This window comes from Streptomyces sp. NBC_00012, assembly GCF_045040875.1.
Lineage (GTDB): Bacteria > Actinomycetota > Actinomycetes > Streptomycetales > Streptomycetaceae > Streptomyces.
In genome coordinates this window covers 1,137,290-1,150,379 of the sequence record NZ_CP108309.1, presented here as the reverse complement: position 1 = coordinate 1,150,379, position 13,090 = coordinate 1,137,290, and the positions used below count along the sequence as shown (strand labels likewise).

Annotated in this window: 11 protein-coding genes and 1 pseudogene; 8 read left to right on the top strand and 4 right to left on the bottom strand. The window is 69.0% G+C overall.

Annotated features, from left to right (window positions below; all coding sequences use genetic code 11):
• Positions 1 to 6 precede the first annotated feature (6 nt).
• Positions 7 to 1,101: an NAD-dependent epimerase/dehydratase family protein gene (locus OHA19_RS05530; protein WP_405719335.1), complete on the bottom strand. Its 1,095-nt coding sequence runs from the start codon at positions 1,099 to 1,101 to the stop codon at positions 7 to 9.
• A gap of 288 nt (positions 1,102 to 1,389) precedes the next feature.
• Between OHA19_RS05530 and OHA19_RS05525 the strand changes: the two genes are divergently transcribed.
• Together OHA19_RS05525 and OHA19_RS05520 are read left to right on the top strand one after the other, a co-directional pair.
• Positions 1,390 to 2,544 (top strand): epoxide hydrolase family protein, encoded by a 1,155-nt coding sequence (locus OHA19_RS05525; protein ID WP_405749529.1) that lies wholly within the window; start codon positions 1,390 to 1,392, stop codon positions 2,542 to 2,544.
• 376 nt (positions 2,545 to 2,920) lie between these two features.
• Positions 2,921 to 3,139, top strand: a pseudogene (locus tag OHA19_RS05520) (GNAT family N-acetyltransferase); the annotation flags it as partial.
• A 201-nt stretch (positions 3,140 to 3,340) separates the two neighbouring features.
• Here OHA19_RS05520 and OHA19_RS05515 read toward each other — a convergent pair.
• The 3 genes from OHA19_RS05515 to OHA19_RS05505 all read right to left on the bottom strand — a co-directional run bounded on the left by OHA19_RS05515 (position 3,341) and on the right by OHA19_RS05505 (position 5,216).
• Complete coding sequence (locus OHA19_RS05515) at positions 3,341 to 3,883, bottom strand: GNAT family N-acetyltransferase (protein ID WP_405719338.1); 543 nt, start codon at positions 3,881 to 3,883, stop codon at positions 3,341 to 3,343.
• 89 nt (positions 3,884 to 3,972) lie between these two features.
• On the bottom strand, positions 3,973 to 4,257 hold the full coding sequence (locus OHA19_RS05510) for a hypothetical protein (RefSeq protein WP_405719341.1): 285 nt from the start codon (positions 4,255 to 4,257) through the stop codon (positions 3,973 to 3,975).
• Positions 4,258 to 4,325: 68 nt separating this feature from the next.
• On the bottom strand, positions 4,326 to 5,216 hold the full coding sequence (locus OHA19_RS05505) for a LysR family transcriptional regulator (protein WP_405719344.1): 891 nt from the start codon (positions 5,214 to 5,216) through the stop codon (positions 4,326 to 4,328).
• 112 nt (positions 5,217 to 5,328) lie between these two features.
• On the opposite strand from OHA19_RS05505, the gene OHA19_RS05500 reads away from it, so the two are divergent.
• From OHA19_RS05500 to OHA19_RS05475, 6 genes are all read left to right on the top strand, one after another.
• Positions 5,329 to 6,330, top strand: coding sequence for an aldo/keto reductase (locus OHA19_RS05500; protein WP_405749527.1), 1,002 nt, complete (start codon positions 5,329 to 5,331; stop codon positions 6,328 to 6,330).
• A gap of 481 nt (positions 6,331 to 6,811) precedes the next feature.
• The gene (locus OHA19_RS05495; RefSeq protein ID WP_405719350.1) at positions 6,812 to 7,267 is read left to right on the top strand and encodes a hypothetical protein; all 456 of its coding nucleotides are present in this window, start codon (positions 6,812 to 6,814) and stop codon (positions 7,265 to 7,267) included.
• A gap of 95 nt (positions 7,268 to 7,362) precedes the next feature.
• A complete protein-coding gene (locus OHA19_RS05490) occupies positions 7,363 to 10,194 on the top strand; it encodes a M48 family metallopeptidase (RefSeq protein ID WP_405749525.1) in 2,832 nt (943 codons plus the stop codon).
• A gap of 162 nt (positions 10,195 to 10,356) precedes the next feature.
• Positions 10,357 to 10,818, top strand: a complete 462-nt coding sequence (locus OHA19_RS05485) for an RICIN domain-containing protein (RefSeq protein ID WP_405749523.1) — start codon at positions 10,357 to 10,359, stop codon at positions 10,816 to 10,818.
• A gap of 294 nt (positions 10,819 to 11,112) precedes the next feature.
• Positions 11,113 to 11,484, top strand: coding sequence for a hypothetical protein (locus OHA19_RS05480; RefSeq protein WP_405719358.1), 372 nt, complete (start codon positions 11,113 to 11,115; stop codon positions 11,482 to 11,484).
• A gap of 11 nt (positions 11,485 to 11,495) precedes the next feature.
• A complete protein-coding gene (locus OHA19_RS05475; protein ID WP_405719360.1) occupies positions 11,496 to 13,079 on the top strand; it encodes a peptidoglycan-binding protein in 1,584 nt (527 codons plus the stop codon).
• Positions 13,080 to 13,090: the final 11 nt, after the last annotated feature.

The window sequence follows — 13,090 nt, the reverse complement described above, 5'->3', positions numbered from 1 at the left end:
AGGCTCTCAGACGGACGGACCTGCGGCCGCTTCCCGCAGCGGTTCCGCCGCGAACCGGGCCATTCCCTCGGCGAACCCCACTTCCGGCTTCCAGCCCAGTTCGTCGCGCAGCCGCCGCGAGTCCGCCGTGACATGGCGTACGTCCCCGAGCCGGAACTCACCGGTCACCACCGGCGCCGGGCCACCGTGGGCCGAGGCAAGGGCCGCGGCCATCTGGCCGATGGTGTGCGGCTGTCCGCTCCCGGTGTTGTACGCGGTGAAGCTGCCCGGAAGCCGTCCGGCGACCGCCTCCAGCGCCACCGCATTCGCGGCCGCCACGTCCCGTACATGGATGAAGTCCCGGCGCTGGCCGCCATCCTCGAAGACCCGGGGCGACTCCCCCCGGGCCAGGGCCGAACGGAAGAAGGAGGCTACACCGGCGTACGGGGTGTCGCGCGGCATCCCGGGGCCGTACACGTTGTGGTAACGCAGCGACACCGCACTTCCGCCCGACGCGCGTGCCCAGGCCGCGGCGAGGTGTTCCTGGGCGAGCTTGGTAGCCGCGTACACATTGCGCGGGTCGGCCGGCGCGTCCTCCGTCACCAGCCCGGATTCCAACTCGGCGCCACAGTGCGGACAGTTCGGTTCGAAGCGGCCCGCCGTCAGATCGGCCTCCGCCCGAGGGCCCGGCCGGACCCCGCCATGACGGGGACAGGAGTAGCGGCCCTCCCCGTACACCACCATCGATCCGGCGAGCACCAGACTCCGGACTCCCGCCGCGGCCATCGCCGCGAGCAGCACGGCAGTTCCCAGGTCGTTGCAGCCCACATACTCCGGGGCGTCGGCGAAGTCCTTCCCGAGGCCGACCATCGCCGCCTGGTGGCACACCGCGTCGATGCCCCGGAGCGCACGGTCCACGGCCTCGCGGTCACGTACGTCCGCGACGATCATCCGCCCTCCGTTGCCGTTGCCGGCGTCGGCGTCGGCGGGCGGAGTCGCTGTGCCGCCGTGCGCCGAGGGGAGCAGAGCGTCGAGCACCACCGCCTCGTGCCCCGCCGACGTGAGAGTCCGCACGATTTCCGACCCGATGAACCCGGCGCCGCCGGTGACCAGTACACGCATACGCCCAAGCTAGGCCCCCCGGAGCCGAGTCGTCCGCCTCTGCTTCGGCACGTCACGGGACCGTAAGCGTTGTCCGGGGAGGGATGCGCGTCTCTGTTCACACGCTCCGGCAGTGATGTTCCGCAAGGGTGGCGAGAAGCAGGGCCGGCTCCGATCGCATGTTGCGTTAGTCCCACTAACAATCTATCTTCACCGGGGAAGTAACCGTTAGTGCCACAAACGATTGAGGCGTGAGACGTTGTCGCCCCGACGCCTGGACGTCGGGCGAATCCCCTTGGAGTCGAGATCATGATCAAGCCGTTCCGCATCGCCATCCCCCAGGCCGACCTCGACGACCTGAACGACCGGCTCGCCCGCACCCGTTGGCCCAACGAGGTCGCCGATGCCGGATGGGACTACGGCTTCCCGCTGGCGCGGCTCAAGGAACTGGCCGAGTGCTGGCGCAGTGGCTACGACTGGCGCGAGCACGAGGCCCGGCTGAACGAACTCCCGCACTTCACCACGGAGATCGACGGACAGAACATCCACTTCATCCACGTCCGGTCGTCGCAACCGGACGCGCCCGCACTGATCCTCACTCACGGCTGGCCCGGTTCGTTCCTGGAGTTCCTCGATGTGGTCGAGCCGCTGTCGCGCGACTTCCACCTGGTGATTCCGTCCATCCCGGGTTACGGCTTCTCCGGCCCGACCCATGAGCGCGGCTGGGACGTGGTCCGGGTCGCGCGGGCCTGGGCCGAGCTGATGCACCGTCTCGGGTACGAGCGCTACGGCGCGCAGGGCGGCGACTTCGGTTCGGGCATCTCGACGGCGCTGGGCGCGGTGGCGCCCGAGAGGGTCGTCGGGGTGCACGTCAACTACCTGCCGACCCGGCCGGATCCGGACGCCGGCATCGAACTGTCCGAGACCGACGAAGCCCGACTGGACAAGGTCCGGCAGCTGATGGCGAACCGTCCGCCGTACCAGGCTCTCCAGGCCACCACCCCGCAGACCATCGGTTACGCGCTCACCGACTCACCGGTCGGCCAGCTGGCCTGGATCGCCGAGCGCTTCGCACAGTGGACGGATCCCCGCTCGCAGATCAGCGACGATCGGATGCTCACCGACGTCTCGCTGTACTGGCTGACCGCCACCGCGGCCTCCTCGGCACGGCTGCACCGCGAGGCCCCGCGGCGGGTCGAATCCTGCCCGGTGCCGCTCGGCGTGGCGGTGTTCGCGCACGACATCACCCAGTCGGTGCGTCCGCTGGCCGAGCGGCTCTACGACATCAGGCACTGGTCGGAGTTCGAACGCGGCGGTCACTTCGCCGCGATGGAGGTCCCGGAGCTGCTCGCCGAGGACATCCGGGACTTCTTTCTCGCCGACGTCAAGCACGACCACCGGGCCACCGCGCCTTCGAGTCCGTCCTGCGCCGGCCCCGCCGGCCCCACCTCTGTCCGCCGGTGACAGCACCACGCCCGGCAGAGCCCGGCCACGGTCCAGGAAGCCGCTCCACCACCTGAAACGCACTCGTCGCATCAATACCTGTCCGTTCGGCGTCCGGGCCTTTGCCACTGAACATGCGCGAGGTCGTGAGGGCTGGAGACACGGCGCACCGAGACGGGCCGGGACCGCGTCCGTGGCCCCGGCCCGAGCATCGTGCGTCGCCCGACTCGGTTGTGGATCAAGCCCGTTGGCCACTTCTCGCGACGGCGAACTCGCACTCACGTGAGCCAACCCAAAACACTTCCGACACACGCCCCAAGGCGCCTGCCATGATCGCCATCATGGACATACACATCGCACCAGCCGGGGTGGCCGAATTCCACCGGGTCCTGACCGATCAGGTCTCGGGCGTCGTCTGTATACGGCGTTCGCTGAAGCAGCAGAACGTCATGGTGCACAGCAGTTGAAGGCGATCACATCAATCGAGAACACCGGCTCAATCGCCTTCCGCCGCAGCCTCGGCTTCGATGCGAAGACCGTCGACGACTACAACGGCCCTGGCCTGGCTATGGCCGTCTTCCACCGAGATCTGCCGCTCAACGTCTCGCGGCCCTGACCAACCTTCCGTCGCTGGCAATCGCTCCCCAGCCGGCCCGCGGGTCCAGCGGTGGCCGGCCACCGAAGTTCGACCCAGAGGACTACAAGGCCCGGCACGCGCTCGAGTGCGGCATCAATCGCCTCAAGAGACATCGAGCCGTGGCCACCGGGTACGACGGACTCGTGGTCCGCTACGAGGACACCGTCCTCGGTGCCGCCATCAACGAGTGGTCGTGACGTACTGGTCCGACGACAACTCGAACACCCGTACTCGCCGACCGCAGGTGGGATTGACGGTCTCACGGACCGGATACATCCCCAGTTTGGTCATGATCCGTTCGGAGGCGTCGTTGCCCACTTGAGTGATGCTGACGATCCGCTCCAGCCCTCGCTCTTCGAACCCGAACCGTACAGCGGCCGCAGCGGCCTCGGTGGCCAGGCCCTGCCCCCAGTGGGAACGTCCCAGCCGCCAGCCGACCTCAACCGCAGGCAGTACCTCCGGCAGGAAGTCGGGCACCGAAAGGCCGGTGAACCCGGCCAGCTCGCCGGTGGACCGGATCTCCACGGCGAACAGGCCGAAGCCCTGTGACTCCCACTCGCTCTCCCATGCCTGGACCCCGCAGCGAGTCTGCTGTTCGTCACGGACGCTGCCGTCACGGATCCACCGCATCACCTCGGGGTCGGCATGGACGGCAGCCATGGGCGCAACGTCTTCCTCGCGCCAGCGACGCAGGATCAAACGGGGAGTCTCAAGCGTGACCATCCAATCATTCTGGATCACAAGTGGGCTCTCCGTCATCCTCACCAGGCACTTCCGATACACGCCCTGGTCTTCTGGGTCGGGGATTCTGTTCAGATATGAAGCGAGGCGTTCGAGGATCTCGCCTGCGGGATTCGTCCAGACGTAGGGCTTCGGCCCGGTGCCTGCGGTGCGAGGACGCTCTCCCGATACGCGAAGCCCAGCAGCCAGCAGAACAGGAAGGCAGACAGATCGCCGAGCGAACTGCCCAGGCGTCCGTCCGGCACGCTCCACACCGTCGTCAGGAGCTGTACCGGGACGAGCGACACAGCGAGGACGGGGAACGGGGCGAACGCCCACAGCGGGATCAGCAGTCTGCGCAGCCGGCCGCGGATCACCTGTGCGGCGGGACGTCCCGGAGAACGCGAATTCGCAACGGGGCAGAGCCATCGGTCCCCGCCTGCCCTCACAGCCCGCCCGCGCTCCGGAGCAGAGCCACCAGTTCCCGTGCGCCCGGACTCATGGCCCGGGCCGCCGGGAGCACCACGATGCTCTCGTAGTGGGGCCGCAGGGGCCCTTCGAGCTCCACCGTCACCAGCCCCCGGGCCTCCGGCTTACGGGAGAAGTGGTGCGGCACCAGCGCGACCCCCAGCCCCTCGTGCACCAACTCCAGCAGGCTGTGCACGTCATTCACCTCCAGCTTCACCGTGCGCCGCGTCCGCGCCCCGGCGAACGCCGCGTCCGCGGCCCGCCGCGGACCCCAGTCGGGGCGGAAGTCGATGAAGGACTCACCGGGCAGTTCACCCCATGCGACGCGCTCCGCCCTCGTGAACCGGTGGCCGGGCGCGCACAGGACGACCAGGGGCTCACGCGCCAGCGGGATGAGATCGCCCCGCCACTCGACGGAACTGACCGTTGCGGCGAAAGCGGCATCGAGCCGCCCCTCGGCCACCCCGTCCACCAGACTCGCGGTGCCCTCCTGACGGAGCCGGATCTCCATGAGCGGGTGCTTGCGGTGAAAGGCCGCCAGCAGACGCGGAAGATGCACCCCGGGCACGCACTGCTCGACGCCCACCGACAGCGTGCCGCGCAGCAGTCCCCGTACCGCGTCGACGGCGTCCCTCGCCGCTCGCGCCCCCGCCAGTGTGCGTTCGGCCTCCACCAGCAGGGCGCGTCCCGCCTCGGTCAGTCGCACGCTGCGCGTGGTGCGGCTGAACAACGGTGTTCGGAGCTCCTGTTCCAGGGCCCGGACGGAGGCGGAGAGGCCGGACTGCGACACGGCGAGACGCTCGGCGGCACGCGTGAAGTGCTGTTCCTCGGCGACGGCGACGAAATGTTCCAGCTGACGCAACTCCATGATTGAGAAATCTAGTCGCTGAATCCGAGCAGAATCTCCTGTTGGACCGCTGGATCGTTGTCGGCCAACCTGGACCCTGCGCACCCCGGCCGTCCTCTTCCCTGGAGCTCGCATGTACCTGTCGTCCACCGACCGCTACCGAGCCATGCCCTACCGGCGCACCGGACGCAGCGGACTGCTGCTCCCCGCGCTCTCCCTCGGTCTGTGGCACAACTTCGGCGGCGACCGGACGCCGGAGACCCAGGGACAGATCCTGCGCCGGGCCTTCGATCTCGGCATCACCCACTTCGACCTCGCCAACAACTACGGACCGCCGCCCGGTGCCGCCGAGACCGCGATGGGCCGGGCCCTGGGGACGGACTTCGCGCGGCTGCGCGACGAGCTGGTCATCTCGACCAAGGCCGGCTATCTGATGTGGGACGGCCCGTACGGGGAGTGGGGGTCCAGGAAGAATCTGCTCTCGTCACTCGACCAGAGCCTGACCCGGCTCGGCCTCGACTACGTCGACATCTTCTACTCGCACCGCCCCGACCCCGGCACACCTCTCGAAGAGACGATGGGCGCGCTCGACTCGGCGGTACGCCAGGGCAAGGCGCTCTACGTGGGCATCTCCAACTACTCCCCGGAGCAGACCCGGGAGGCCGCACGGATCCTCAAGGAGCTGGGTACCCCACTCCTCATCCACCAGCCGCGCTACTCGATGCTGGACCGCCGGGTGGAGGACGGTCTGCTCGCGGCGCTCGACGAGCTGGGCGTCGGCTCCATCGCGTACTCGCCGTTGGAGCAGGGCATTCTCTCCGACCGCTATCTGCGCGGCATCCCGCAGGGCTCGCGCGCGGCCGGCGACAGCCCCTTCCTGACGCCGGATTCGGTCACCCCGGAGCTGGTCGGCCGGCTGCGGGCGCTCGACGCGGTGGCTTCGGCGCGCGGGCAGTCCCTCGCGCAGCTGGCTCTGGCCTGGGTGCTAAGGGGCGGCCGGATCACATCCGCCGTCGTCGGGGCGAGCAGCGTCGCCCAGCTGGAGAACAGCGTCGAGGCAGTTCGTGGACCGGAGTTCGCCGAGGAGGAGCTGGCCCGCATCGAGCAGATCCTCAAGGACCCGGACCCCCGCTGAGCAGTGGGGTGCCCCTGTGGCCGGGGCACCGTGCCGGCTCACGACCGGCGAAGGCCGCCGTTTCCATAGGGTTGGGACGGTCCTGGGCTCGTAGGCGTTCGATGCGTTCGCGCGGGTCGGGGCGGCGATGGAGCAATGCATCGGGGTGGCCATGGAGCAATGCAGGGGAGACACCGGCCTCGCGCTCGACGGCTTGGCAGGTGAATCATCACCATGGCCGCCCCGTGCAGGGCGGCCTGATTGCGACGACTCCCGTCCCGACCAAATATGCCGACCCGCAGAAGCGCCTGTCGGACCGTCACCTCGCATGTCAGAGTGATTGGTTCGAGGCCGGCCCGGTGCGGGTCGGGAGAGGCGCGGAACGTCAGGGGGACGAGTGGAATCCGGAATGGATAGGCTCGGCGACGGCCGGTTGAACTTACCGGTGCGTGATGTGGTGCGTTCGGTCGTAGCAGCTCTTGCGCCGGAGGAACTGCCGCTCATGGAGGGGCTCCGCCGCTTCGACGACGCCACGGTGGTGCGGCGGCTGAGCCGCAACGGCGGGCGCCGCGAGCCGCTGGGGTTCGGGATCGGCGAGGTTGCCGCGCTGGTGACGCCCGTCGTGTGGCTGGTGCTCGACGGGGTGGCGCAGCAGATGGTGGCCACGCCGGTGGACCGCGCCTCACAAAGGGTGACGGGCATGGTGCGGCGGCTGTTGCGGCGGCCGGCCCCGGTGGCCGGGATCCCGCCACTGACGCGCGATCAGTTGGTCGAGGTACGGGCTCTCGTCCTGTCGGCGAGTGCACAGCGTGGTCTCGCGCCCGAGCGGGCCGAGGAGATCGCCGATGCGGTGGTGGCTCAACTGGCTCTGTCCGACGAGCTGGGCGCGCCCGCTCCGCCGGCACCGGAGCCGCCGGCTGATCCGGGCGAGCCGGGCTCGGCCACCGGGCGGGGCTAGTGGATGCCGGACGTGGACCGGATGAGCGACTTCGGATAGACGAGAGGGTCCTGGGCGCGGGAACGGGCCCCCGGTTCGTCACGCTGTTGCTTCTGATGCTGACCGCCGGCGGGGCCATGACCCTGGAGGTGGTCAGGGTCCTGACCGACGGGGACGAGGCTGGATGCAGCCTCGCCGCAGGCGTGGACCCCACTGACGGCAGCTACTGGAAAACGTCGCTCAGCATCTCCGGTCAGGTCACCGCCTCCCGCTTCTGTCTGTCTCTCTGGGCACCCGCTCCGCCGTGGTGGCAGGTTGCCGGCTGGCCCCTGCTGATGACGGTCATGGCTGTGCTGCTTTTCGCCGTACTGCCGTTGTGGAAGGCCCGTCGCAGCCGTGTCGTCCCGCTGGAGTCGGTCGATCAGGGTGGTGAACTCCTCGCTCTGCTCAGCGAGCTGTGCACTGCGACGGGCGTGGCGCCACTGCCCCGCGTGGTGATCGATCCCGCGGCCACTTCGGTCAGCGCGGTGGTGTTCGGCCGTACGCGCCGTCCGGTCGTCTGCCTGCACGGCGGCCTGCTCGCCGTCCGGCGCAGTGATCCGAAGCGGTTCCGAGCAGTGCTGCTGCACGAACTCGCTCACATCGCCAACCGTGACATCACCCTGACGTACCTCACGGTCGCCCTGTGGCGGGTCTTCCTGGTATTGGTGCTACTGCCGTACGTGCTCTGCCTGGGCTATGTGATGTACGGCGTGGCAGCGAACGGCGGCGTGCCGCGGCTGTCCCGATCTGCGGTGCTGGCCGTCGTCATGATCGTGCTGCTGTATCTTGCGCGCTCCGACGCGTTGCGAAGCCGGGAGATCTATGCCGACCTCGCCGCAGTGCGTTGGGGCGCGGACCCGCAGGGCTGGTCCATCACCGCCACGCCCCCCGGGAGCGCGGTGCGCCGCGCCCTCGACGCGTTCCTCGAAATGTGGCGCACACACCCGAGTTGGGGTCTGCGTCAAGGGGCACTGGCTGATCCCGCGCCGCTGTTCCGTACTGCGGTCCTGCCGCTCTTCCTCATCGGCGCCGTGCCCGTCCTGGCAGTGCCGCAGGTGCTCGGGCAGGTCGCGCTCTATCGCGTCAACTTCACCACCAACCTGATGATGGTCCTGGTCGTCATTCCCGGTGCGCTGGTGACCGGTGTGATCGTGGTCGCCCTGTGGCGGGCGGTGGTGTACGCCGTACTGACCGGTGCCCGAGTGCCCTCCGGGGCGTGGGCCGGGGGGTGGTTGGGTGCCGGGATGTCGGCCGGCCTGGTCCTGAGCGGATTCGGCTCGGGCTGGGCCTGGCTGCCGGAACGACCGCCGGTCCTGCTGGTCCCGGTGGCGGCGGGAGCAGCCTTCGGATGGTGGATCACCCAGTGCGCGCATCTGTGGACCAGCACCTCGCGAGGCCGGACTCTGCGCCCCGCCCTCGCACTCTGTATGGCTGCCGCCTCCCTTGCCATGATGTCGTGGCTCACGTGGTGGATGCTCGCCGGGGCCACGAACCTGAACAGGGACAGTCCCAGCGCCCGGATGGTCGCCCGAGCGGTCTTGCAATGGCTTCCCTCCGCAGCCCCGGCCGGGGACCTGAGCAGAGTTCCCGGCATCGCCACGGTGCTACCACAGCTGGACAACATAGCCAGCACACCGATGTGCTCCCTCGCGATCATCCTCCTGTGGGCCGTGCCGCTGCTCGCCTGGGCGAGGAGTCCAGGAGCGGACGCCCCCCGCTGGGCGCCGGACGGGGCAGCTCGCCCGGAAGATCCCGTGGCGCCTCTGCGCAAGGTCATGCAGCCCGGGCTGCTGGGTGGGGCACTGGCGTGCGTGGCCGTCGTGGGAATCCAGGCCTACATCCACACCGGACAGCCGGTACCGGACGCGCGGGGCGGCCTCTACGCCCTGCGGTACGCGGCCCTGCTGGTGCTGGCGCTTTGCCTGCCCGCAGCCATGGCCGCCGCGGTGGCGAGCACCGCAGACCGGCGCTACCGACTACCAGGTGCCCTGATAGCCGCCCAGACAGCCACTCTGCTGGGGTTCGCCGGCATGACCCTCGTCGTCTCCGTGGACGGCTGCATCACCCCCCTCAACGTCCTCTCGGACAGCTGCGCCTGGCGGCCGGCCTGGTGGCGGCCGTTGTTCCCGTTCACGTTCGTGCTGAACAACGCTCTGGTCCTGTCCGCGCTCGCCGCCCTCATCACCGCTCTGGCCGCCACGCTCCTGCGCCTTCGACGGAAGCCGGCGGACGCACGCGTCACCAGCCGCGCCGACGCCCGGACCCGCGGATCCCGTGCTCGGCACGTCGCGGTGAGCCTGCTGTGTGCCGTGGCACTCGCGGCCACCGCGACGGACGGCGCCTTTCGGGGGTACCTGCTCGGCTTCACCACCAACCAGGTCACATCCCAGCGCAACCTGGTGCAGTACTGGGGCCTCCCGGACCCACCTCTGTCGGACGTCGGCCGCCTGAGACAGATCAGAGCCTGGTACCGCCTCAGCGGCGACGATCTCATCAACCTCGCGGTCTCGTACGACCACCAACTGACCGTCGTCCTCCGTGCGGCGCGGGCGGCCAAGGATTCCTGGGACGCGCTGGACCGTAGGCTTCGGCCGGCCTGCACCAACTGGGGGAGAGCCGCCTGGTTCGAGACGGTCTGGTTCCGCGTACCCGCCGATCCACTCCTACGAGCCGACTGGCATCAGATGGTCACCTGGGCGGACACCGGCAACCGCAACTGTTCCCAAGCACTGGACAAGCACGACAGCGATGCCCTGCTGAAGGCCCTGCGCAACCTGCGAGCGGCCGCCCGCTGCGCAGAATCCGTCAACACCGGGATCGATGGAATCCTGCGAAAAGGCGGGTATCGGGGCACCACCCGCCCGGCTGCGACGGGCCGCACCGCCATTTGTGACCACTCCGGTTAAAGAGTGCCTCTCAACGAGGCCGCGCCCCGGCGACTGCCTTAGGCGGAACGGGTGTTGCCGGCGACCACATGCTGGCGCACGAACCTCACAGTGCGGCAGACTCGCATGGCCCTGTACCTGATTGTGTCTATGTGTCCCGGTGTTGCCGGGTGGGAGGTTCTCATGGTGTGGAAGAGGCTGGCCGTGATCGTTGCGGCTGTCGGGATGACGATCGGTCTGAGCGCGACGTCAGCGAGCGCCGCAGCTTCGAAGTCGGTGTTCGAGGGCATGCCGGAGACAGGGAAGTGTCTGGACTACCGGGCGGACTTCGGGCCGTATGTGACCGGCTGCAACTACGGCGGGTACCAGACCTGGTACTGGGACAACAGCATCCCGAAGACGGCGTTGCGGCAGAGGGCGACGGGGCTGTGCCTGACGGCACGAAACGGGCTGATCGCGATGAAGCAGTGCCTGGCCGATGATCCGGCGGCGTACTGGTCGGTGCAGAAGGACGACGCGGTGGGTGCGCTGATCAAGAACTCGGTGACGAAAACGTGCCTGGCCAGGAACGCGAACGACCGGGTACAGCTGTCGACGTGCACGGGCGGGCCTTCGCAGCGGTGGAGGGACTACGACCTCGCCTGAGCCGCGCAGTCCGGTGGCTGCGGGCATGCGGCGGGGCGAACACGGCCGGCCATGACGTGCGGACGCCGATTCGGAGTGTGCGGAAGAGCGGGGTGCGCCGCGGTGGCAGCTCGTACGGGCCGCATGCCCACGGCGAGTTGCAGCCGATTGCCCGGGCCGGGATGAGCGCCCAGGTACACCGTCGGGCAGGTGATGTGGAGGAGGCGTGTGTGGCAGTTGGCCTGGGATCCTTCATATAAGCAGTGGGTGTTAGCCTGCCCGCGGTCACGATCGAATGCGTACGGGGGAGGCGCGGTGGGCTTCGACGGCTACCGGATCAAGGCGGGTATGACCGGCCAAGCCCGGCAACTCGACGATGCCGGCACGGACATGGACGGCGTCAGCTCGGCCGTCAAGTCCCGCACGACCTACACGTACGACGATGCCGGCGGCAATGACGCCGCGTCAGCGCTGAACGCGTTCGTCAAGGCATGGGAGGCCGAGGCCAAGACACTGGCGTCGGCGTTGCACGAGCTCGGTGGCAAGGTGCAGTTGGCCAAGAAGTCCTACCACGGCACCGACGGTCTGGTGAAGACGGGCGTGGACAGCGTCGACGTCGGCGGCACGAGCGATCTCACCGACACATCGACGCAGGGCGGGCGCACCTCTGTCCTGTCGGGCTACTGAGGGACGGGCCGGTGTCGTTTTTTTCCTCTCTCTTCGAATCCCCTTCCTTCCGCCTCGCGCGGCTTGCCGGGCTGTCCAAGAAGATGCTCGGTGCCGGGAGCAAGAACGAGCTCCTCGACCTGATCGACGACGCCCTCTCGGTGCCCGCACCGGGTGGGAACCCCGGCGTTCTGGAGGGCCTGGCCAGCCTCTACCGCGGCGAGGTCGACCACGTCGGCGGCGTCTTCGACCAGGTCGACCGGGTGGGCCGCAAGGGTCTTCCGGAGGTGTGGGTCGGTGACACGGGCGTCCTCGCCTCCGACGCGGTGAACGCCGCCGGGCGTGCCGTGACCCAGATGAGCGACGCGTTCCAGGGATGCGCGACGGTGCTGCTGACGCTGGCCGACGCGATCGGCGCCGCGCAGCGCAACGACGAGCGGGGCCGTGGACAACTGCTGGAGCAGAAGAAGATGCTCGGCGGCAAGGACGGCTTCTTCGACAACCTGCACGAGAACGACGAGGAGGAGTGGGACCGCAAGAACGCCGCCCACTTCGGCTCCTACGCGGTCGACATGATGCACGACGCCGTCTCCGAGGCGCAGGAGGCCACCCGCGTCGCGGCCCGGGACCTGAACAAGTGGGCCGCCGAGGCGCGGGCCGGGAAGATGGGGACCAGCGAAGTCACCGCCGTCGACAAGCTGATGCTCGCCGACACCGGCGTCGCGGGCGCCGACACCGAGCTGAACGAGATCCTCACCGCCGGCGACCTGTCGCGCGCGTCGACGCGTATGGACCTGCTGAGCCTCGACGACGAGACGGCCATGGAGCGGATGCTGGCCAAGTCGCAGACCCCTCAGGAGCGGGCCTACCTGATGAAGGCCCTGGCCGCAGGCCACAGCGTCGCCGAGATCGGCGCGTTCCAGGACAAGATCCATGGCAAGGACCCCGACTGGCTGCGCCGGCATCTCACTCCGGTGGTCACCGACCCGGACAGCATGAACGACGAGGGCCTGGCTTCGGACGGCTCGAACAACAACAAGGACTTCGTCACGTTCGACGGCCAGCGGTGGATCCAGGGCGGCGACGGCTCCGAGGGCACCTGCGTGGCCTCGTCCACCGTCACGTCCCGCGCCATGGTCGACCCTCTGTACGCGCTCGACCTCACCGGCGGCCCCGACGGGCAGCAGGACGACCCCGATGCCTTCAGGCAGCGACTGGTGGCCGAACAGCACCGGCTGCACACCGAGGGCGACGGTGGCGAGAACTGGGGCGGCATGGGGTCCGAGGGACAGGAACGGATCAACGACACCGCCGTCGGCAGTGCCACCGGCAGTGACTACCAGCGCCAGGACCTGGACAGCGCCGCCGACCGCAGGGCGGTCCTCACCGAAGTCGAGAAGTCGGTGGCGGAGGGCCGGCCGGTGCCGGTCGACGTCTTGGGCGAGGAGGGCGCCCACGCGATGACCATCATTGCCCAGGAGGGTGACATGCTTCAGGTGTACAACCCCTGGGGCTCGACCACCTGGGTCAGCGAGGACGACTTCATCAACGGCCACATGGGCAAGGCTTCCAACAGTGATCTCCCCAACGCGTACAGCGTCTATCTTCCGCGGTAGCAGGGGCGGTG